Below are 22,768 nucleotides of genomic sequence, written 5' to 3' on the forward strand. Positions count from 1 at the left end.
GGCCGACCACCTCGCGACGGCCGACCGCACCCGGGCCCTGCTGCCCGCACTGGAACGGGTCGCCCGCCGGCTGATCGACGTCTACCAGGGCGACGGGCGGCTGTACACGTTCGGCAACGGGGGGAGCGCCGCCGACGCCCAGCACCTCGCCGCCGAGCTGATCGGCCGCTACCTGCGGGAGCGCAGGCCCCTGCCCGCCGTCGCCCTGACCACGGACCCCTCCGTGCTCAGCTGCATCGGCAACGACTACGCCTTCGACGACGTCTTCGCCCGCCAGGTGCAGGCGCTGGCCAGGCCCGGCGACATGGTCATCGGCTTCACCACCTCGGGCCGTTCGCCCAACGTCGTCCGCGGCCTCGCCGCGGCGCGCGCCGCCGGAGCCGTCACCGTTCTCCTCGGCGGCGGCACGGAGGGCGGCGGCCCCGCCGCCGCGTACGCCGACCACGCGCTGGTCGTCCCGGAGACGGCCACCGCCCGCGTCCAGGAGATGCACCTGATGCTGCTCCACCTGCTCAGCGAGCAGGTCGACGCCTGGGCCGCCACGACCGACCACGACCGACTGGAGAGCCGCACATGACGTTCCCCGACCCCGCCGCGTCCGGCTCCGGGCGGCGCACCCTGCATCTGGTGGGCAACGCCCATATCGACCCGGTCTGGCTGTGGCGCTGGCCCGAGGGACTCCAGGAGATCCGGGCCACCTTCAGGTCCGCCGTCGACCGCATGGAGGAGTACCCGGACTTCGTGTTCACCTGCGACTCCGTCATGTACCTGGAGTGGATCGAACGGCACGACCCGGAGCTGTTCGAGACCATCCGCACGCGCGTCGCCGAGGGCCGCTGGCAGATCATCGGCGGCTGGTGGGTCGAGCCGGACTGCAACATACCCTCGGGCGAGTCGTTCGTCCGGCAGGCCCTGTACGGGCAGCGCTACCTGCTGGAGAAGTTCGGCACCACGGCCACCATCGGCGGGAACCTCGACCCGTTCGGCCACAACGCGACGCTGCCCCAGCTGCTCCGCAAGTCCGGCATGGAGGGCTATGTCTTCCTGCGTCCGGGGCCCCACGAGATGGCGCTGCCGGGGCAGTTCTTCCACTGGGAGGCGCCCGACGGCTCCCGGGTGCTCGCCTACCGGCTGCCGAACGAGTACTGCGCGCCGGGCAAGGACATCGGCCACCACCTGGACAAGTCGCTGGCCCTGATGCCGCCGGACGAGCCGGAGCTGATGGTCTTCTACGGCGTCGGCAACCACGGCGGCGGCCCCACCAGGGCGAACCTGGACTCCATCCGCCGCCTCGACGGCCTGGGCGGCCTGCCCCGGCTGACCCTCAGCCACCCCGCCGCGTACTTCGAGACCCTCCGCGAGCGTGCGGACATCCCCGTGCACGCCGGGGAACTCCAGCACCACGGCCCCGGCTGCTACTCCGCCCACTCCGGGGTCAAGGAGTGGAACCGCCGCGCCGAGAACGAGCTCCAGCGCGCCGAGAAGTGGGCCGCCGTCGCGGGCACGGTCGCGGGGGTGCGGTATCCGCACAGGCAGTTCGCCGAGGCGTGGAAGCTGGTGCTGTTCAACCAGTTCCACGACATCCTCGCGGGCACCTCCATCCGCTCCGCCTACGACGACGCCCGCGACGACTACGGCCGCGCCAGGTCCCTGGCGGCCGAGGCGTTCAACCGCTCCGTGCAGGCCATGGCCCGCCGCATCGACATCCCGCTGCGCGAGTCCACCGACCCGCTGGTGGTGTTCAACCCGCACCCGTGGGAACTGAACGCCGACGTGGAGGTCGAGTTCGGCAGGGCCGCCGGGGCGCGGCTGGCCGACGACACGGGGGCGGCCGTCCCCGTTCAGCGCACCCGCTCCGAGGCCACCATGGCGGGCAGCAGGGGCCGCGTCGCGTTCCGCGCCACCGTCCCCCCGCTCGGCCACCGCGTCTACCACCTGCTCCCGGGCGACCCGGCGGCCCCCGCCGCCCCGGGCCCGGTGTCGGCGACCGGCACCACCCTGGAGAACGAGCACCTGCGGCTGGAGGTCGATCCCGCGACGGGCTGGCTCTCCTCCCTCCACGACAAGGACCGCGGCGTGGAGCTGCTGCCCCCGGGCCCGGGGCCGCACGCCGTCGTCATCGACGACCCCTCCGACACCTGGGGCCACCGGGTGCGTGCCTACGACCGGGTGGCCGGCTCGTTCCGCTGCACCCGCGTCCGCCTGGTCGAAACGGGCCCGGTGCGGGCGGTGCTGCGCGTCGAGAGCCGCTACGAGCACTCCTCGCTCGCCGAGGAGCTGGTGCTCTCGGCGGGCTCCCGGCAGGTCGAGGTCCGCGCCGTCGTGCACTGGCACGAGCGGCTGAGGACGCTCAAGCTGCGCTTCCCCACCGCGCTGTCCGGCGTCACCGCCACCCACGAGATCCCCTACGGCCACCTGGAGCGCGTTCCCGACGGCACCGAGGAGCCCACCCAGGCGTGGGTGGACGTCTCCGGCACCCTGCCCGGCGGCGGGCGGGCCGGGCTGACCGTGGCCAACGACAGCAAGCACGGCCACGACGTGCGCGGCGGCGAGATCGGGCTCACGGCCCTGCGCAGCCCCGTCTACGCCTGGCACGAGCCGCAGGTCCTCGACCCCGACGGCGTCTACGAGTATCTCGACCAGGGGCGGCAGGAGTTCCGCTACCTGCTGATCCCGCACGGCGGGGACTGGCGCGCCGCCGATCCGGTCCGCCGGGCCGCCGAGCTCAACCAGCCGCCGTTCGCGCTGCTGGAGTCCTTCCACGAGGGCCCGCTGCCCCAGCGCGCCGCCCACGCCGACGACGGCGCGGGCAGCGTGGTGGTCACCGTGGTGAAGGAGGACGAGGACCGCTCCGGCGATCTCGTCGTACGCGCCTACGAGTCGGCCGGGCGGGCGACCTCGGCGCGGATCGCGCTGACGATGCTCGGCGGGCGGGTGATCGAGGCGGCGTTCGGGCCGTGCGAGATCAAGACGTTCCGCGTGCCGCGCGATCCGCAGCGGCCGGTCACCGAGACCGACCTGCTGGAGAGGCCGGGCCCCGCGTGAGCGGACGCGGCGTCGACGAGGCGCCCGGCACGGGAGCCGGGCCGCTGCCGGGCACGGTGGCGGGCGCGGGCGCGGGGCCGGGCGCGGTGGCGGTGGGCGGCGGAGTTCCGCTGCGCGGCGGGGACGGTGGCGAGGCGGCGCTGCCCTACCTGGTCGCGCTGCTGACCGGCGAGGGCGGCTGCCTGCCCGTCCCGCCCGGGGACGTCGTCGCCGGGGCCGACGGCTCGGCCGAACTCACCGGCGCCGCCCACGGGTTCGCGGCCAGGCTGCGGCTCGGGCCGCCCCCGCCGCCCGGGGCCACCACCCGGGACGCGGCCCTCACCGTGCGGCGCACCGGGCAGGGCGCGGTGGCCGCCGGGCTCCGCGTCGAGCTGCGCCTCGGCCCCTCCGACGACCCCGGCTGGCTGATCCCCGGTGCGTTCTACGGGCAGAACCGGCTGCCGAACTGCGCCCGCCCCTACCCCCGTTACCAGCGCGACACCCACGACCCCGCGGCGATGACCGCGGACGCCTGGTCGCTGCGGGCCGACCGGTGCGCCACCCCCGCCGTCTTCGCCCGCGACCGGCGCGGCGGCGCGGCGCTCGCCCTGGCCGAACGCGGCGAACTCGGCGAGCAGGGCGTCGGGTTCGCCCTGCTGGACGGCGGGCGCCCCGCGCTGCGGCTGCACGCGCCCTACCGGGAGGAGCCGGTGACCTACTACGGCTCCGAAACACCGCTGCCGCCGGACACGCCGCTCCACCGCTGGGAGCCGGGCGCCGAGCACACGCTGCGTTTCACGATCCACCTGCTGGACGCCGACCCGCACGCCTACGCCGCCGTGCTGCGGGAGCTCTCGGGCGCGGGCGCCGCCCCCGAACCGGCGGCCTGGGTCGGCCTGGAGGAGGCCGCGGCCCTGGCCGCGCACGGGCTGCACCGCTGGCACTACCGGCCCGAGCCGCCGGTGCTGCTGGAGACCGCCGCGTTCGACCGCGAGGCGCTGGGCGCGGCGGGCGACCGGCAGGCCATGCACGTCTCCTGGGTCAGCGGCACCCCCTACGCCCACGCGCTGCTCCTCCACGCCCGCCGCACCGGCGACGAGGCGAAGGCGGCGGCGGCGACCGCCGTGCTGGACCACATCGCCCACCACCTCACCCCGGGGGGCACCTTCTGGGGCCAGTGGACGGCCGAGCGCGGCTGGAACGCGGGCTGGACCGGCGACCCCCACCGGCTGCACGCCCGCACCCTCGGCGACGCCACCCTGTTCCTGCTGCGGGCCCTGCGCGCCGAACGCGCCCACGGCCACGACCACCCGGCGTGGGAGCGCGCCGTCCGCTCCAACCTGGCGGTGGCCGTGCGCGGCCAGGACCCAGCCGGCGGCCGGATGGCCGCCGCCCACCACAGCGGGACCGGGACACCCCTGTCCTACGAGGGCAGCGCGGGTCTGGCCTGGATCGCCGCCCTGGTGGAGGCCGCCGCCGCGTTCGGCGACCCCGGGCCGCTGGCCGCCGCCCGCCGCGCCGGGGCGGCCTACGCGGACGACGTGCTGGGCGAGTTCCTCTGCGGCGCGCCCGAGGACGTCTCCCTCGCCCCCACCTCGGAGGACGGCTACAACGCGATCATCGCCTACACCCTGCTCCACGAGGCCGACCCCGGCGACCCGCGCTGGCTCGACCTCGCCCGCCGCGCCGCCGACTGGACGCTCACCTTCCGGTACACCTACGACGTCCACTTCGACGCGCGGACCCTCCTGGGGCGGTACGGGTTCCGCACCAGGGGCGCCGACACCGCCTCCCCGTCCAACCAGCACCTCCACGCGTTCGGCCTGATCTGCCTGCCCGAGACCGTCCGCCTCGCCCGCCACCTCGGCGACGCCCACCTGCTGCGCTCCGCCACCGAGAACCTCGACTGCTTCCGGCAGTTCGTCGCCCGCGCCGACGGGGACTTCAACGCCTACCGCGGCATGGTCAGTGAGCGCTTCTACCAGACCGACTGCTTCCAGGCGAAGGGCATGCTCCTCACCCTCTCGCACGCCTGGTCCGCGGGCGTTCTCCTTTACGGCTGCGAAACGGCCCTGGAACTACCGGAGTTGGGTGGCACCGCCACATGAGCGCGATCCTCCTGCCGGGGCGCGCCCTGCCCGTGCTGCACGACGTGGACGCCGCGGTGGTCGGCGGCACGCTCGCCGGCACCGCCGCCGCCGTCGAACTGGCCCGCGCCGGGCGGCGGGTGGTATTGCTCGAACACGGCTACGCCCTCGGCACCGAGCTGACCGCGGCCAACCGGCCCTGGCTCACCGTCCCCGCGGACGGCCCCGGCGCCGCGGGGCCGCTCGCCGAGCTGCTGCCCCCGGACGCGGAGCCCGGGGCCCATGTCCCGCTGCGCCCGGCCGCGTTGAAGCTGTGCCTGGAGGACGCCCTGCTCGGCGCGGGCGGCGCGCTGCTCTACGGCGTCGACGCGCTGGCACCGCACACGGTCGGCGGCGAACGGCGCGGGCTCGTCGTCTCCGACGTGTCAGGGCGCCAGCTGGTGCGGTGCCCGGTGGTCCTGGACGCCACCGGTCCGCGCCGCCCCGCCCTGCCGGGTGGCGGCGGGCAACGGGCCGTGTGGAGCGTGGAGTTCGAAGGAGTCACCACGATCGACCCCGTCCTCGACCCGGTGGCCGGGGGGATCCGGCTGGTCGCCGGGTGCCGTGGTCCCGGCCACCTCTACGCCCTGCTCGCCACGGAGGGCGGCCGCCTCGCCGCCGTCACCGAGGCGGGACGGCTGCTGCGCGACCACCCGGCGTTCGCCAGGGCCCGGCTCGGCGCGGTCGGCTCCGAACCCCTGGCGGGGGCGGACGCGGCGCCGATCCGGCACCCGGGTGAGCCGTTGTGCGATGCCGTGGCCGCGTGGGGGTGGGGTGCGGCCCTGGCCGGGCGCGGCGGTGCCGCCGGAGCGGTCGGCGAGGCGGGCCGCGGAGCGCGACCGCGCCCCGCCCCCCGGTCCGTCCCGCCGGGCGTCCCGCCGGGCGTTGCGTCGGTCCGGCGCCCGGGGGAGGCGTTGTTCGACGCGGTGGCCGCGTCCCGGTCCGCCCCGCCGGGCGTGGTGTCGGCCGGGGCCGTGGCCGTGGCCGAGCAGGACGGCCCGGCGCGCGGGCGGTGCCACGCCCGCGAGCGGGTCGCCGCCCTGCCGGTGCCGTGCCTGGGACCGTTCGACGTGCTGGTGGTCGGCGGCGGCTCCAGCGGCGCGTCGGCCGCGCTCGCCGCCGCCGGCGCCGCCGCCCGCACCCTGCTCGCCGACGCCGCCCCCGGCCCCGGCGGCACCGGCACCTACGGCGGCGTGCACAGCTACTGGTTCGGCAGGCGCGAGGGCCACGCCGCCGAACTCCAGCGCCTCGTCCGCCGCACCCACCGTGAGCTGGGCCTGCCCGGCGGCGTCGGCGCGTGGACCATCGAGGCCAAGGCCCTCGCGCTGCACCGGGAGTTGAGCGGTGCCGGTGTCGATGTCCGGTACGACGTCACCGCGTTCGCCGCGCTGCGCGAGGAGAACCGGGTGGTCGGCGCGGTGTTCAACGGCCCCGGCGGCCCGTTCGCCGTCACGGCCGACGTCACCGTGGACGCCACCGGCGACGCCCACCTCGCCGCCTGGTGCGGAGCCCCGTGCACCACCGGCGCGGCGGGCGTCCACACCACCATGTGGGCGTCCCTGGCCCGGTTCGACACGGCGTCGACCACCCGCAACTCCTTCGGCGGCCTCGCCGACCCCACCGATGTCACCGACACCACCCGCGCCGTCCTCGCCGCCCGCAGGCGCGGCCCCGAGGTGCACGACCACGGCGTCCGGCCCGCGGCCCGCGAGAGCCGCCACCTGGTCGGCGAGGTGGTGGTGACCCTCACCGACCAGCTCACGCACCGCCGTTGGCCCGACACCGTCAACCTGCACTTCTCCAACCACGACCTCAAGGGCAAGGGGGAGGCGCTGTGGCCCCAGGTCGGCCTGATCCCGCCCAACCTGGAGATCGAGCTGCCCTACCGCGCCCTGCTGCCCCGCGGCCTGGACGGCCTGCTGGTCACCGGGAAGGCGCTCTCCGCCACCCATGACGCGCTTCCCGCGCTGCGCATGCAGGCCGACCTGGAGAACCTGGGCGAGGCGACCGGCATCGCGGCGGCCCGCTGCGCGGCCGGCGGGGTGCGGCCCCGGGATCTGGACGTGGCCGCGCTCCAGCGCCTCCTGGTCCGGCGCGGACGGCTCCCCGCGGCCGTGGCCCGCCGCGCCACCCGGGCACCCGCGGCCCCCGCCGAGGCGCCGTCCACCGAGGCGCTGATCGCCGAGCTGGCCGAACGCCTGCCCCTGTACGGCTACTCCGACATGGGCCGCCGCGAGGTGTTCACCGGCCCCATCCCCTTCGTCGAGCTCGCCCTCGACCCTCGGCCCGCCACCACCGGCGCGCTGCTGGCCGCCGCCGGTCGGGCCACCGGGCCCGCGCGCCTCGCCCTGGCGCAGCTCCTCGTCCTGCGCGGCCGGCGCGAGGGCGCCGACGTCCTCCTCGCCCACTGCGCCGCGCGCCTCGCGGGCGACAGGCTCCCGCCGCGCACCTCCCGCATCCGCGAGGCGCAGCTTCCCCCCGACCAGTCCGCCATGCCCGACGAGGCGTACCTCCTGCACACCCTCGCCGTCGCCCGCGACCCCAGGACGGTCGCCCTGTGGGACCGCGTCGCGCTGCTCCTCGACGCGGGGGAACGCGCCTTCCACGACCCGTCGGCCGCGCCCTTCGCCTGGGTCGACGCCGTCTGCGCGGGCGCCGAGCGGCTCGGCGACCCGGCCGCCGTCCCGGCCCTGGAACGGATCCACGACCGCCCGGCGCTGCACGGACAGTCGGTCACCCGGGGCGTCGAACCCGACGACACGCAGGAGCGCCGCGCCCTGCTCGAACTCGCCCTCGGCCGGGCCCTGGCCGCCTGCGGCAGCCCGCGCGGCCACGACGTCCTGGTGGCCTACCTCGCCGACACCCGGGCCCTGCTCGCCGAGCAGGCCCACAGCAGGCTGACCGCGCTGACCGGCGCCGACCACGGGAAGGACCGCCGCGCGTGGGCCCGTTGCCTCGCCGAACGCGGCGCGTTCCCCCGGCCGCCGACGACCACCGCTGGTGGCGCGACGCCGTCATCTACCAGATCTACGTGCGCAGTTACGCCGACGGGGACGGGGACGGGGTCGGCGACCTCCCCGGCGCCACCGCGCGGCTCGGGCACGTCGCGGACCTCGGCGCCGACGCGGTCTGGCTCACCCCGTTCTACCCCTCGCCGCAGGCGGACGGCGGCTACGACATCGCGGACCACCGCGACGTCGACCCGCGCCTGGGCACCCTCGCCGACGCCGACGCGTTCCTGGCCCGCGCCCACGGCCTGGGCCTGAAGGTCATCATCGACATCGTGCCCAACCACACCTCGGACCGGCACCCGTGGTTCGCCGAGGCGCTGGCCGCCCCGCCCGGCAGCCCGGCCAGGGACCGCTACATCTTCCGCGACGGCACCGGCGAGGGCGGCGCGGCGCCGCCCAGCGACTGGCAGTCGGTCTTCGGCGGAAGCGCGTGGCGCCGGGTCGGCGACGGCCAGTGGTACCTGCACCTGTTCGCGCCGGAACAGCCCGACCTGAACTGGGAGAACCCGGAGGTGGTCGCGGAGTTCGAGGACATCCTCCGGTTCTGGCTGGACCGGGGCGTCGACGGCTTCCGCTTCGACGTCGCCCACGGCATGGCCAAGGACCTGACGCCGCCCCTGCGCGACCTCGGCCCCCGGCAGGTGCACCACGGCATCGTCGGCGCGGGCGACGAGGGCACCCACCCGTTCTGGGACCGCGACGAGGTGCACGCGATCCTCCGCCGCTTCCGCGCCGTCCTCGACGGGTACCGCCCGACCCGCGCCGCCGTCGCCGAGTCGTGGGCCGAACGCGCCCGCCGCGCCCACTACACGCGCCCCGACGAGCTGCACCAGGCGTTCAACTTCGATTTCCTGAAGGCCGATTGGAACGCGACCGCCCTGCGCGCCGTCATCGACCGCTCCCTGACCACGGCGGGCCCCGACGCGGCGCCGACCTGGGTCCTGTCCAACCACGACGTCGTGCGCCACCGCTCCCGCCTCGCCCTGCCACCCGGCACGGACCCGGACGCCTGGCTCCTGACCGGCGGAACGCGCCCGGCCGTCGACCCCGCCCTCGCGCTGCGCCGCGCCGCCGCCGCCGCCCTGCTGCTCCTCGCGCTGCCCGGCTGCGCCTACCTCTACCAGGGCGAGGAACTCGGCCTCCCCGAGGTGCCCGACCTCCCGGAGGCGGTGCTGCGCGACCCGGTGCGGCGGCGCTCGGGCGGCGCCCGCAAGGGCCGCGACGGCTGCCGGATACCCCTCCCGTGGACCCGGACCGCGCCCGCCCGCTCCTGGCTGCCCCGGCCCGCGGACTGGGCCGCCCTCTCGGTCGAGGCCCAACAGGGTGAGAAGGACAGCACGTTGGAGCTCTACCGCGCGGCGATCCACCTCCGCCGCCGCCTGCGCACGGGCGGGGCCACGCTCCGCTGGAGCCGGGAAGCGGCCCCCGGCACCCTGGACTTCACCCACGGCGCCCTGCGCTGCGTGGTGAACCTCGCGGCCGACCCGGTCCCCGCGCCCGCCGCCCGCCCGCTCCTGATCAGCGCCGGCCTCCCCGGCCTTCCCGCCACCGGGGACCTGCCCCCGGACACCGCCCTCTGGCTCCCGGCCGCCGAGGGCTGACGCCGGGCGGCGCCCGGCGCCGAACGTCAGGGGCGCCGGGTGTCAGGGGCGCCGCGGCAGCGACTCCCGGATCAGGCCCGTGAGTTCCTCGGCGCGCCGGTGGACGAAGAAGTGGTCCCCCGGGATCGGGCGGAAGGCGAAGCCGCCCGCGGTCAGGCGGCCCCAGCCGCGCATCGACGCGGGGGGCACGCTGCTGTCCGCGAGCCCGGCCAGCGCCGTCAGCGGGCAGGACAACGGGGGCTCCACGGACGCCGCGTAGGTCTCCAGCAGCGTGAAGTCCGCCCGCAGGCTCACCGCGGCCAGCTCGACCGCCGCCGGGTCGTCGAACAGCTCCACCGGCACCTGCCCGTAGAGCCCGAGCATCGTCATGAACGCCGAGCGCGGCAGCTCGTGCAGCGGCGGCCGGTCGTCCGGCTCGTGGGGTGGCCGCTGGGCGGCGACGATCAGCCGCTCCGGCGCCCTGCCCACCGCCTCCATCCGCCGGGCCGCCTCGAAGGCGACCGCGGCGCCGAGGCTGTGCCCGAACAGCGCGTAGGGGCCGGTGAGATGGGCGTCGAGCACGGGCAGGAGCGCGGCCATCAGGCTCTCCATGTCCGTGAACGGCTCGGCGGTGGCGCGGCCCTCCCTGCCGGGAAGCTGGAGGGGGACCACGTCGATCTCCGGCGCCAGCAGCCGCTGCCAGGAGCGGTAGACGGACGCGCCGCGCCCCGCGCAGGGGAAGCAGAACAGCGTCAACCCCGTCCGCTCCGCAGCGTGATGGCGCGGCGGAGGGTAGGGAACCCAGGGACTGGGCGCAGGCGCGCCGGGGGAGTCGCTCACCGGGCCCCTTCTCCGTTCGCTTCCTCGCCCGCGCCGGGGGCACCTCCCGGCCCCGGGCCCGGGGAGGGCCTCACGGCGCCACCATGTCCGCGATGGCGCGGACCGTCGGGTTCTCGATGAGCGTGGCGATCGGCAGGTCGGCGTCGAACTCGCTGCGCACGCGCGCCGCGAGCTGCACCGCCACCAGCGAGTTGCCGCCCAGCGCGAAGAAGTCGTCGTCCACGCCCACGCCTTCGATCCCGAGCGCGTCCGCCCACAGCCGCGTCAGCCGCTCCTGGGGCGTCAGCGTCCCCCCTCCGTTCGCCCCCGAGGCCGGCGCGGCGCCCGGCTCCGTCGCGCCCGCCCCGGCGGTACCCGCGCCCGTGCCCGCGTCGGCGATGACGTTCTGCGTGAGCCGCTCGACCGCGCGCAGTCTCTCGTGCACGCCCTCGGGGACGACCACGACCTGCGGGCCGATCCGTTCGCTCAGGATGTGCCACAGCGCCCGGATCCCCTCCTCGGGCCGGATGGCGAACGCGCCGCCGAGCGCGGGCGCGGGCGCCGGCGCGGCGGGGGCGTCGGCCGTGCCGTCCGGGCCGGGCTCCGGCGTGGTGCGCGCCATCTCGCCGACGGCCCTGCGGAAGGTCTCCGGGTCGCGGGTGCGGACCGTGTAGCCGGTGACGTCCACGACCTCCCTGCCCTCGCCGTCGGTGACCGTGATGTCGAAGGTGATCAGGTTCCGGTGGGAGCCGCGCCGCCGGGAGTAGACGTGGATGACCGGGGGCAGCGCCGACCGGACGGTGATGGCGCTGATCGTGAAGGGCAGGTAGCTCTCGCCGGTCGGGCCCAGCTCCGGCAGATAGACGACATTGGAGGTCGCGGCGTCGAACAGCGCCGGGTGCAGCGGGTAGTCGGCCAGCTCGTCGACGAACTCCTCCGGCATCTCGATCCGGGCGAGCGTGGACGCGTCGTCGCGGCGTATCTCGGCCATGTTCGACCAGCGGGGACCGAAGTCGACCAGTCCCACCTCGGGTTCGAACGGTTCGGTGTCGGACTTGACGACCGGGAAGAGGTCGCGCAGCACATCGAGGTCGTGCAGGGGCGGCCGTTCCCGTTCCGCCTGGCCGACCAGGCCCGTGACGTGCTCGGTCCACTCCGCGCCGTCGGGGGAGCTGGCGACGGAGAACCGGAAGCCGCCCCGATCCGGCACCAACGTGGTGCGCAGCGACCGGCGTTCGGCCAGCGTCAGCACCGCGAGGAACGTGACATCGCTCAGCCGCACCGGCGGCGGTCCCCCGGCGGCCTCGTCAGCGGCCCCGGCCGCCAGCGCGGCGGCGCCCGCCGCGCGCGCCATCTCCACATAGGCGGTGGCGGGCCACACCGGCGTGCCGCCCACCCGGTGCTCGCGCGGCAGCCAGTGCGAGGTGGCGTCCATCCAGGTCAGATAGGTGATCTCGCCGTCCGCGCCCTCCCGGCGCGCGCCCAGCAGCGGATGCGCGCCGGGCTCGGGCGCGGGCGCGGTGGCGGGCGCGGTGGTGGGCGCCTCGGTCACCAGCGATCCGACGCCCGCCGAGGCGCCGGTCTGGAGGGCGCGGAACGCGGCGGGGGCCAGCGCGTCCGCCGTGGCGGCCATGCCGACCTCGCTCCAGGCGTCCCAGTTGACGGAGACCGTGAAGCCGGTGCCCTCCGCGGCCCGCGCGTGGGCGTAGGCGTCGAGGAACGCGTTGGCCGCGGCGTAGTCGGTCTGGCCGAGGTTCCCCGCGACCGAGGTGATCGAGGAGAAGAGCACCATGAGGTCGAGCCGGTCGCCCAGCAGCCGGTCCAGCACCAGCGTGCCGGTGACCTTGGCCGCCATCACGCGCTCGGCCTCCGCCCTGGTCTTGATGGCCAGCAGTCCGCCGCCCGGCACGCCCGCGGTGTGGAAGACGCCGCGGATCGGCCCGAACGCGCGCTCCCCCGCCTCGACGGCGGCGCGCATGGCGACCTCGTCCGCCACGTCGGCCCGCAGGACGAGCACCTCGCCGCCGAGGTCCTCGATCCGCCGGATCCACCGCAGCGTCGCCCCGCGCCCGCTGTCCCTCCCGGCCTCCCGGCCCGTTCCGGCCTCCGCGGGTCCCGGCTCGGCGGCCAGCAGCGCGTCCCACTCCTCCCGGGGCGGGAACGCCGACCTGGCGGTCAGCACCAGCCGGGCGCGCACGGCCCTGGCCAGGCCCTCCGCCACCGTGAGCCCGATGCCGCCGAGGCCGCCGGTGATCAGATAGGTGCCGCGCTCGCGCAGCGGCCCCACGGCGCCGGGGGCCCGCGGCTCGGGAACGTTCCGGTAGGCGAGCACCCAGCGCCTGCGGCCCCGCACGGCCACCCACCGGTCCCCGCCCACGGGGCGGGCCAGCTCGTCCAACAGCCCTTCGTCGAAACGGTGTTCGGCCACGTCGAGGCAGCGCACCGCGATCTCGGGCAGCTCCTTGGCCATCACGTCGCAGACCCCGGACACCGCCGCGCGCGCGGGCTCGACGGGCTCGGCGCCCGACACCGCCCGCATCCGGGACCCCACCACGTCCCACGCCATCCCCGGGGTCACGGCCGAGCCGCGCCGGGCGAGCGCCTGGGCGAGGAACAGCACGCTGAAGAACCCGAGGTCGAGCCAGGTGCCCGCCTCGTTCCCCCGCTCCGCGCCGTCCGGCTCCGCGGCCTCCTCGGGCGGCCCGAACAGCCAGCCGTGCAGGACGCGCCGGGGCGTGAGCCCGTCGGCGGCCAGCGATGCCACCAGCGCGTCGTAGTCCTCCCCGACGCCCGGCCGCAGCACGTATCGGCTCCCCGCCAGGCGCTCGAAGCGCGGGCCCGGCTCGACGGTCACCACCTCGCCGCCCAACCGCCGCAGCCGGTCCACCGTTCCGTCCAGCGCCGGGCCCCTGCGGAACAGCAGCCAGGTGGCGGCGAGCGAGGCCCGCGGCCCCGGCGCCGCGTCCCCGTCCTCGCGCCACTCGGGCCGGAACAGCGCCCGTTCGATCGGCCGGCGGCCCTCCTCCCGCTCCGGCCCGCTCCCACCGACGGGCGCGGGCGGCGGCGCGACCGGGTCGAGCCAGTGGTCCTTCCGCTCGAACGGGTAGGTCGGCAGCGGCACCCGGCGCCCGGCCCCGCCGAGGTAGGAGTCCCAGTCGACGGGCGCGCCCGCGCACCAGAGCGCGGCCAGCGCCCGTGCCAGGCACAGCGGTTCGTCGTCGGCGGACCCCGGCGCCGGCATGGTCGCCACCAGCGTCCTGTCCCGGGAGCCCCCCGCGACCGCCTGGGCCCTGGCCAGCCGGGTGAGCACCTGCCCGGGGCCCGCCTCGACCAGCAGCCGGTCGCCGTCCTCCAGCAGCAGGGAGACGCCGGCGGCGAAGCGGACCGGCGCGCGCAGGTGGCCGACCCAGTACCGCGGGTCCACGGCCTGGGCGTCGGTGATCCAGTCGCCGGTGACATTGGAGACGAACGGCAGGCGCGGCGCGTGCAGCGTGACCCCGGCCAGCTCGGCGGCGAACGCGTCGAGCACCGGGTCCATCATCGCCGAGTGGAACGCGTGCGAGGTGTGGAGGCGGCGGCCGGCGAGACCCCGTTCCGCCAGCTCCGCCTCGGCGGCGTCGATCGCCTCGTCGGGGCCCGAGATCACCGTCAGGCGCGGCCCGTTGTAGGCGGCGATGTCCACTCCGGCCAGGTCGAGCTCCGCCAGCCGCTCCGCCGCCGCGGGGACGGCGAGCATGCTGCCGCCGGGCAGGTCCTCGACGAGCGCGCCGCGCCTGACCACGAGCCGCACGGCGTCCGGGAGCGAGAAGACGCCCGCCACGCAGGCCGCCACGTACTCGCCGACGCTGTGCCCGATCATCCCGGCCGGGGTCAGCCCCCAGGCGGCGAGCTGCCGCGCCATCGCGTACTCGACGGCGAACAGCGCCGGTTGCGCCAGCCGGGTCCTGGTCAGCCGCTCCGCCGCGCCGGAACCGCCCCCGGGCACCGAGCCGTTGGCCGAACCCTTGGCCGAACCGTTGGCCGCGCCGACGGCGACGCCCGCCCGCGCGGCGTCCGCCGCCGCGAACACGACCTCGCGCAGGTCCTCGCCCAGCAGCGGGCGCGCGAGGTCGGCGCAGCTGTCGAACGACTCGCGGAAGACGGGCTCCTTCCGGTACAACTCCCGTCCCATGCCCAGGTGCTGGGAGCCCTGCCCGGGGAAGAGCAACGCGACGGAGCGCCCCTCGGCCGCCACCGCCCCGCCCCCCGGACCCGCCGCGCGCAGCGCCTCGGCGGGGCGCCCGCCGCCGGGCACCACGGCCGTCCTGTGCGCGAACCGCGGTCGCCCCAGCGCCAGGGTCGCGGCGACATCGGCGGGCCGCAGCTCCGGGTGGGCCTCCAGGTGGTCGCCGAGCGCGCGGGCGGCCGAGTCCAGCGCCTCCGGCGTGCGCGCCGAGAGGGTGAGGACCACGGGGCGCCCGCCGCCGGCCGTTCCGGCTGTTCCCGCCGTTCCCGCCGTTCCCGCCGCGCCCGGGGCCAGGTCGCGGGCGCGGGGGACGGCCGGTGGTTCGGCCACGACGACATGCGCGTTGGTCCCGCCCACGCCGAACGAGCTGACCGCGGCCATCCGCGTCGGCCGGTCCCCGGGCCAGGGCGCCAGCTCGGTGTTGACGTAGAACGGGCCGTGCTCGAAGTCGATGTCGGGGTTGGGCTCCGAGAAGTTGATGCTCGGCGGGATGCGGCCCTCGCGGATGGCCAGCACGGACTTGATGAGCCCGACGACGCCCGCGGCCGGGCCCAGGTGGCCGACGTTCCCCTTGACCGAGCCGATGGGGCAGGTGCGGACGCCGGTCATGCCCAGGTCGCGGAACGCCCGGGTGAGGGCGGCCACCTCGATGGGGTCCCCGACCCGGGTGCCCGTCCCGTGCGCCTCGACATAGCCGATCCGCGCCGGGTCGACGCCGAAGGTGGTCAGCACCCGGCGGATCAGGATGGCCTGGCCCTCGACGCTGGGCGCGGTGAAGCCCGTCTTCAGCGCGCCGTCGTTGTTGATGGCCGAGGCGCGGATGACGCCGTGGACCGTGTCGCCGTCGGCGATCGCGTCGGACCAGCGCTTCAGTACCACGGTGCCCACGCCGGTGCCGAAGATCGTCCCGTCGGCGCCCGCGTCGAACGGACGGACCCGGCCGGTCACCGAGAACATCCCGCCCTCCGCCGAGTGGTAGCCGGTGACGCGCGGCAGCTCGACCTGCACCCCGCCCGCCACCGCCGCGTCGCACTCGCCGGTGCGCAGCGCCTGGCAGGCCAGGTGAACGGCGACCAGCGAGGTCGAACAGGCCGTCGCCACGTTGACGCTGGGCCCGGTCAGGCCGAGGTGGTGCGAGACGGCCGTGGTGATGTAGTCGGTCGCGTTGGCGACGACGACGCCCACCTCGCCGAGGAAGGCGGTGGCCTCCGGGTGGGAGTTGACGTTCAGCTCGCGGTAGAAGTTGGGCGCGCCCCCGCCGTAGACGCCGACCGCCCCCGGGACGGCGAACGGGTCGTAGCCCGCGTGTTCGAGCGCGGTGTAGGCCGACTCCAGGAAGAGCCGGTGCTGCGGGTCCCTCACCTGTGCCTCGCGGGGCGTCAACCCGAAGAAGGGGGCGTCGAACGCGGCGACGTCGTCGAGGACCGGCTTGGCCCTGATGTAGTGCGGGTCTTTCAGGTCCCGCTCCGGGATCCCCGCCGCGCGCAGCTCGTCCTCGTCGAAGCGGGTGACCGACTCCACCCCCTCGGAGAGGTGGGACCAGAAGGCGTCGAGACCGGCGCTTCCCGGCACTCTGAGCGCCATGCCGACCACGGCGATGAGCCCCGAACCCCCGTCCCCCGACGCGTCATCGAGCGTGTTCGGGTCCCTTTGGCGCACCGTGCAGCCCCCCTTCCGGACATCCGTGCATCCTCCAAGCGGTCCGAACGCACGTCAATGCCCCTGCTCGCTCATGACGTACGGTCCTCGGCAATGACCTACGGTCGCCCCCCGGAGCACGGCGGGGCGGTCAACCACCGGCCCAGACAGGAGAGTTCCGTGCCCGAGCCCACCTCCTACCGTCCCGGCGCCCTGTGCTGGGCGGACCTCAACGCGCCGGAGCCGGCCGCCGCCGAGGAGTTCTACGCCGCTGTCCTGGGCTGGGAGTACGTGCACGCGGGCCCGGCGTTCGACCACTACACCTATGCCACCGCCCGGCGGCAGATGGTGGCGGGCATCGCCCCCGGGGAGCAGGGGAGCGGAAGCTGGATCGTCTCCTTCGCGACGGACGACGCCGACGCGACGGCCGGGAGAATCACCGGCGCGGGTGGCCGGATCGCGGACGGGCCACGGGACTTCGGCGTTCAGGGCCGGAGCCTGCTCGCGATCGACACGGCCGGGGCACACGTCGGATTCTGGCAGCCGCGCGCACACATGGGCGCCGGTCTCCTCGGCGAGCCCGCCGCGCTCTGCTGGGCCGAACTCGCCGTCCACGACGGGGAATCGGCGGACCGGTTCTACGAATCGGTCCTCGGTTTCCGCGCGGCGGAGCACGCCGAGGCGGCCACCCCCGGCTATGCCGCCTTCCGGCTGAGCGACGGGCGGGACGACACGGCGGTGGCGGGAAGAACCCTGTTGAGGCCGGATCAGCCGGGCGTCGATCCGTTCTGGATGCCGTATTTCGGCGTGACGGACACCGGGAAAGCCGCCACGACCGCCGCCGGGGAGGGCGGGTCCGTCCTCCACCGTTCCACCGACGCCATCGGGCGGGGCCTGGCCGTCGTCGCCGACCCCTGGGGCGCCACCTTCGCCGTCCTCGAACTGCCGTCGCGCGCATGAGGTGCGCCTAAACAGTGTCAGGGCGCCCCCAACACGACAAACCGGCGCGGATTTTATCTGCTCACGCCCTAGAGGGGCCGCTGTGGATCAAGTAGTGTGCGCGGGCATTCGTCGGCACAACCGACGTGCGGAGCCACAACGTTGTGGAGGTAACGGGTGAGCACGAGTTCAATTTTCCTCTGGGAACTGCTCGGCACCTCAGTGCTCATTTTGCTGGGTACCGGAGTCGTCGCCAACAACGTCCTGCGCAGAACGAACGGCAACAATGGCGGGCCGCTGTTCATCAACATCGGCTGGGGATTCGCGGTGTTCGCCGGCGCGAGTCTCGCCGCCCCGAGCGGGGCCCATCTCAACCCCGCGATCACGCTCGGTCTGGCCGTCGCGGACAAGACCGAATGGTCCGACGTCCCCATATACCTCATCGCCCAGATGCTCGGCGGCATTGTCGGCGCGATCCTCTGCTGGGCCACCTACAAGCTGCAATTCGACGACCACCCCGAACCGGGTGGCACCCTCGGCATATTCGCGACGGCGCCGCAGATCGCCGACAAGACGTGGAACTTCGTCACCGAGACCATCGGCACCTTCGTCCTCGTGGCCTTCGTGCTCTTCTCCCCGGCCTTCCAGAGCGGCCCGGACGGAGTGCCCAACTTCGGGAACGCGGCCCTCGGTTACGCCGGGGTGGCCTTCGTCGTGATCGTGATCGGCACGTCGCTCGGCGGCCCCACGGGCTACGCCATCAACCCGGCCCGCGACCTCGGCCCGCGCATCGCCTACGCGTTCATCCTGCCGATCAGGGGCAAGGGCCGCGCCGACTGGGGATACTCCTGGGTCCCCGTCCTGGGCCCCATCGTCGGCGGCATCCTGGCCGCCCTCCTCTTCATGGCCTACCCCTCGGCGTAGGGCGCCCCGCGCCCGCGGCGGCCGACCGCCCGGCCCCTTCCCTCCCGGGTCCGGCGGCTATTGGCAGCGCCGCGGGCGCGATATAGCTTCGAAACCGTGCCACTCAACGAAGCCCCGCGCCCGCAGCCGTCCCTCATACCCCGACCCGAGACGATGCACCTCCACGCAGGACACTTCGCGCTCGGCGCGGATGTGGGCGTGCGCGCACCGGCCGAGCTGGCCGACCTCGCGGAACTGGCCCGCGAGACCCTCGGCCTGACCGGCTCCGGCTCCGGCTCCGGCTCCGGCACCGGGATCGAGCTCGCCCTCGTCGAGGACCGGAGCCTCGGCGCGGAGGGATACCGGCTGCGCGTCGCCGAGGACGGCGTGCGGGCCGAGGCCGCCGAGGCGGCCGGGCTCCGCTGGGCGGTCCAGTCGCTGCGGCAGCTCGCCCGCGACCGTCGCCTGCCCTGCCTGGAGATCCTCGACCGGCCCCGCTTCGCCTGGCGCGGCTCCCTCCTGGACGTGGCGCGCTGGTGCCACCCCCTGCCGTTCGTCCATCGCTATGTCGACCTGCTCGCGCTCCACAAGCTGAACACCCTCCACCTCCACCTCACCGACGACCAGGGATGGCGTTTCGAGGTCACGCGCTACCCGCGGCTCACCGAGGTCGGCGGCTTCAGGACCGGCTCCCCGGTCGGCCACGCCCGCGACGGCGTCACCGACGACGTGCCCCACGGAGGCTTCTACACCCAGGCCGAGCTGCGCGACCTCGTCGCCTACGCCGCGCGCCGCGGCGTGCGGATCATGCCGGAGATCGACGCGCCGGGCCACATGCAGGCCGCGATATCCGCCTACCCCGAGCTGGGCAACGACCCGGCGCGCCGCCTCCCGGTCCGCCGGGAGTGGGGCATATCGCGCCATGTGCTCAACTGCGCCGAGCCGACCGTGGAGTTCGTCCACCATGTGCTCGACGAGCTGACCGACGTCTTCCCCTTCGAGTACGTGCACCTCGGCGGCGACGAGGTGCCGCCCGACGAGTGGCTGGCCAGCGCCGACGCCGCCCGGCGCGCCCTCGCCGACGGCCTGGCCGGGCCCGGGCACCTCCACGGCTGGTGGTCGCGGCGCCTCGCCGGCCACCTGGCCGGACTCGGCAGAAGGGCCGCCGTCTGGGACGAGCTGATCGAGCACGGCGTCCCCGAGGGCGCGGCCGTCTTCGCGTGGCAGGGCGAGGACCGCGTCAAGCTGGCCAGGGCCGCCGGGCTCGACCTGGTCGCCGCCCCGCAGGAGTACACCTACCTGGACTGGGCCGAGGCCGACGCCCCCGGGGAGCCGCTGGCGATCAGGACCGGCCTGCCCCTCTCACGCGTCTACGGCTACGAGCCCCCCGAGGCCGCGCTCGGCGTGCAGGGCCAGCTCTGGAGCGAGTACCTGCCGACGACCGACCTCGTCGAGTGGCGGGCCTTTCCGCGCCTGGCCGCCATCGCCGAGATCGGCTGGTCCCCGGCCGGGCGGCGCGACCTCGCCGACTTCCGCGACCGCCTCACCGGGCACCTGCCCCTGCTGGACGCGCTCGGCGTCAACTACCGCCCGCAGCACGACCTTTCGGCCTGACGCGGGGGCGCCGCGCCCGTCACCGTGCCGGGCGCGGCGCCGACCGCGCAGGTGGTCCACGCATGGCGTCCTCGCGTGCGGCCCGTGCGTGCGGTCACCGTGCGGGGTCAGTGCGCGTACGGCCAGCCCGCCTCGTCCCAGCCGAGCCAGTTGATGCCGAGCAGCGCCGTGCCGTTGTCGGCGTAGTAGTGGTACGCCAGGATGTCGTTGTCCGAGTCGGCGAAGACGTCCTGGTGCCCCGGGCCGTGGATGTTCCCGTGCCCGGCGAGGATCTCCGTGCCGCCGCCCGAGGTCAGCGCCGTCCCGTTCCGGTCCACATAGGTGCCGGTGACGCTCGATGAGCGGCCGACCATGATCCGGTAGGTGCTGTCCGCGCCCCGGCAGCAGAGGTCGAACGACACGAACAGGTAGAAGTACGACCCCCGTTTGAAGATCGTCGGCGCCTCGATCGCGCCCCCGCCGCGCCCCGCGATCGAGTGGAGGGCCGATCCGGTGCGCTTGCCGGTGGACGGGTTGAGCTCGATCATCTTGATGCCCGACCAGAACGAGCCGAACGCCAGCCACCAGCGCCCGCCGTCCACCACCAGGTGCGGGTCGATGGCGTTGTAGTCGTTCGACGACTGCGACTCGATCACCAGGCCCTGGTCGGCCCAGGAGCCGGAGTCGCCGCTCGTGCTGGTGGCCAGGAAGATCGCCGAGCGGTTGGAGCCGAACGTCGAGGCCGAGTAGTACAGCCAGTACCGGCCGTTGTGGTAAGAGACGTGCGGCGCCCAGAGGTTGCGGCTGCCGCCGGTGTACGGGGTGGTCCAGGGCGCGCCGTTCGGGAAGACCGAGCCCGCGTTGCGGAACGCGGTCCTGTCCGCCGACGTCTTCAGCGCCACGTTGTCCCCGGTGTGCGCGACCAGGTAGCCGCCCGAGGGGCGCCTCACGAAGCTGGGGTCGTGCACCCCGGTGTCCCCGGTGACCAGGCCCGGGTTGGGGTACGCCTGGGCGGCGCCGGCGCTGGCGTCGCCTGTGCCTCCGCCGGTGCCGCTCGCGGTGGCGCGCCCGGCGCCGGTCACGCCCAGCACGGTGAGGGGCAGCGCGCCGGCGGCCAGCAGGCCGCCCACGACGCGCCGCCTGGATGTCGAGTCCGGTCGCGGCTCGGGTCGTTGGGTCATGGTGATCTCTCCTACGGTGTCGGTTCGGCTGTCGGTTCGGCTGTCGGTTCGGGCGTCGGCGGCCGGTGCGGAAGGTGCGGAAGGCGCGTCCCGCGGGTCGGCCCGGCGTCCACCGGGCCGACGCGCGGCGTCATTCGCCCGAGGGGGCGGGGAGTTCGACGCCCGTCCTGACCGGCGTCCCGAAGTCGGGGGTGCCGTCGGCGTTCCAGGTGAACGGCTGCGCCCGGGTGGAGCGGTTCATGTCGCAGCCGCCCGAGGCCGAGTCGTTGGCGTGGTAGACGATCCAGTCCTCGGTGCCGTCCGGCGAGGTGAAGAACCCGTTGTGGCCCGGGGCGAACACCCCGTTGGCGTCGCTGCGTTCGAAGACCGGCTCGGGGGACTTGGTCCAGTGCGCGCGGTTGAGCGGGTCGGAGCCGGTGAACGTCAGCAGGCCCAGCTTGTAGTCGGGCCCCCAGCAGGCGCTTGCCGAATAGACGATCATGGTCCGGCCGTCGTGGTACAGCGCCTCGGCGCCCTCGTTCACCGCGCCCGACTGCCGCTCCCAGGACAGCGTCGGCGAGCTGATCGTCCGCCGGGCACCGCTCGGCGTCCAGGGGTTGGAGAGCGGGGTGATGGTCAGGCTCTGCGTGCCGTCGATGGCGCTGCCCATCAGGTACAGGTCGCCGTCCACGCGCAGGATGCTGGGGTCGAGCTCCCAGGTGTTCCCCAGGTCGGCCTTGAAGTGGTACGGGCCCATCGGGTCCGTGCCCTCGCTCTCCAGCACGTGCAGCCGCTGGGTGGGGTTGTAGTCGGGAACGTCCTCGCCCGCCACGTAGTACAGGTACCAGCGCGGGCCGTTGGGCCCGTCGATGAGGTGGAACTCGGGGGCCCACATGGTGCAGCAGCCGTTCGGCCTGCCGGACAGGTCGAAGACGACGGTGTCGGGTGCGGTGGACAGACCCCCGAGGGTGGCCGAACGGCGCATGGTCACCGTCGAGTTCCACGTGGTCGTGGCGAGGTAGTAGAAGCCGTCGTGGTACTGGAGCCAGGGGTCGGGTCCGTTGCGCTTGACCGGGTTGGTGAAGGTGCCGGGCGCGCTCGGGCCCAGCTTGACCAGCTGCCACTGCTGGTTGACGCCGCCCAGGTCGGGCCACTGGACGACCTGGCCGCCGTCGGCCGTCGAGAAGTCGAGGACGTCGAGCGCCTTTCCGCTGTTGCGGTTGATGAGCCGGACGAAGCCGTCGGGGGAGTCGGCCAGGCGGAACTGCTGGCTGGCCCGGCCGTTGTCCTGGGTCCACTGCACGACGGCGGCGCCGTCGGCGGTCGAGGCGTCGCGGACGTCGAGCACCTTGCCGCTGTGCCGGGACCTCAGGCGGTACCAGCCGCCGCCGGTGTCCACGAACTGCCACTGCTGCCAGGCGCCGTCGTTGCGCGCCCACTGCACGATCTCGGCGCCGTCGTGGGTGGCGAGGTCGTAGACGTCGAGGGCCTTGCCACTGTGCCGGTTGACCAGCACATACGAGGCGTCCGTGTCGATGGCGGGGGCGGCGGCGGCCTCGGGCGGCGTGGCCACGGCGGTGGTGCCGCCGAACAGCAGCGCGACCACGGCGAGGACCAGGCCGAGGCGGCGCCGGAGCGGGTGGAGGTGGGGGAGAGTCATGGGGGTTCCCTCGGACGGTGGTTGTAACGTTTCAGTCGCAGGGTGGGGTGCGGCGCGGTGTGCCACCCGCCGCCCCGGGAGGGTTGGGAG

Annotated in this window: 11 protein-coding genes and 1 pseudogene; 8 read left to right on the forward strand and 4 right to left on the reverse strand. The window is 75.2% G+C overall.

Translation table 11 applies throughout. The features are described 5' to 3' along the window. The 5 genes and pseudogenes from ADY01_RS14625 to ADY01_RS40555 form a co-directional block, all read left to right on the forward strand. Positions 1–577 (forward strand): D-sedoheptulose-7-phosphate isomerase (locus tag ADY01_RS14625; RefSeq protein WP_049572118.1); only part of this gene is annotated, 577 nt, incomplete at its 5' end. Continuing rightward, positions 574–3,045 carry an alpha-mannosidase gene (locus ADY01_RS14630; protein ID WP_049572121.1) on the forward strand — a complete coding sequence of 824 codons (2,472 nt, stop codon included), beginning with the start codon at positions 574–576 and terminating at the stop codon, positions 3,043–3,045. The genes ADY01_RS14625 and ADY01_RS14630, both read left to right, overlap by 4 nt. Continuing rightward, positions 3,042–5,132 carry a hypothetical protein gene (locus tag ADY01_RS14635; protein WP_053170829.1) on the forward strand — a complete coding sequence of 697 codons (2,091 nt, stop codon included), beginning with the start codon at positions 3,042–3,044 and terminating at the stop codon, positions 5,130–5,132. The genes ADY01_RS14630 and ADY01_RS14635 overlap by 4 nt, the downstream gene beginning before the upstream one ends. Next, positions 5,129–7,225: pseudogene (locus tag ADY01_RS40550) on the forward strand (FAD-dependent oxidoreductase); the annotation flags it as partial. The gene ADY01_RS14635 and the pseudogene ADY01_RS40550, both read left to right, overlap by 4 nt. An 875-nt stretch (positions 7,226–8,100) precedes the next feature. Further along, positions 8,101–9,762 carry a glycoside hydrolase family 13 protein gene (locus ADY01_RS40555; protein WP_049572145.1) on the forward strand — a complete coding sequence of 554 codons (1,662 nt, stop codon included), beginning with the start codon at positions 8,101–8,103 and terminating at the stop codon, positions 9,760–9,762. Positions 9,763–9,804: 42 nt separating this feature from the next. Here ADY01_RS40555 and ADY01_RS14645 read toward each other — a convergent pair whose 3' ends face one another. Next, on the reverse strand, positions 9,805–10,497 hold the full coding sequence (locus tag ADY01_RS14645) for a thioesterase II family protein (protein ID WP_063784229.1): 693 nt from the start codon (positions 10,495–10,497) through the stop codon (positions 9,805–9,807). Between the two features lie 154 nt (positions 10,498–10,651). After that, a complete protein-coding gene (locus ADY01_RS14650; protein ID WP_049572126.1) occupies positions 10,652–16,444 on the reverse strand; it encodes a type I polyketide synthase in 5,793 nt (1,930 codons plus the stop codon). Positions 16,445–16,603: 159 nt separating this feature from the next. Between ADY01_RS14650 and ADY01_RS14655 the strand changes: the two genes are divergently transcribed. From ADY01_RS14655 to ADY01_RS14665, 3 genes are all read left to right on the forward strand, one after another. After that, a complete protein-coding gene (locus tag ADY01_RS14655; RefSeq protein WP_049572130.1) occupies positions 16,604–17,383 on the forward strand; it encodes a VOC family protein in 780 nt (259 codons plus the stop codon). 156 nt (positions 17,384–17,539) lie between these two features. Next, the gene (locus ADY01_RS14660) at positions 17,540–18,286 is read left to right on the forward strand and encodes an MIP/aquaporin family protein (protein ID WP_078900311.1); all 747 of its coding nucleotides are present in this window, start codon (positions 17,540–17,542) and stop codon (positions 18,284–18,286) included. Between the two features lie 96 nt (positions 18,287–18,382). Further along, the gene (locus ADY01_RS14665) at positions 18,383–19,879 is read left to right on the forward strand and encodes a beta-N-acetylhexosaminidase (protein ID WP_159001216.1); all 1,497 of its coding nucleotides are present in this window, start codon (positions 18,383–18,385) and stop codon (positions 19,877–19,879) included. A 107-nt stretch (positions 19,880–19,986) separates the two neighbouring features. Here the strand turns inward: ADY01_RS14665 and ADY01_RS14670 are convergent, their stop codons facing one another. Further along, positions 19,987–21,039 (reverse strand): arabinan endo-1,5-alpha-L-arabinosidase, encoded by a 1,053-nt coding sequence (locus ADY01_RS14670; RefSeq protein ID WP_078900312.1) that lies wholly within the window; start codon positions 21,037–21,039, stop codon positions 19,987–19,989. 130 nt (positions 21,040–21,169) lie between these two features. Continuing rightward, complete coding sequence (locus ADY01_RS14675) at positions 21,170–22,678, reverse strand: family 43 glycosylhydrolase (protein WP_049572140.1); 1,509 nt, start codon at positions 22,676–22,678, stop codon at positions 21,170–21,172. Positions 22,679–22,768: the final 90 nt, after the last annotated feature.

This window comes from Streptomyces sp. SBT349 (assembly GCF_001083795.1).
In the GTDB taxonomy this organism is placed as follows: Bacteria; Actinomycetota; Actinomycetes; order Streptomycetales; family Streptomycetaceae; genus Streptomyces.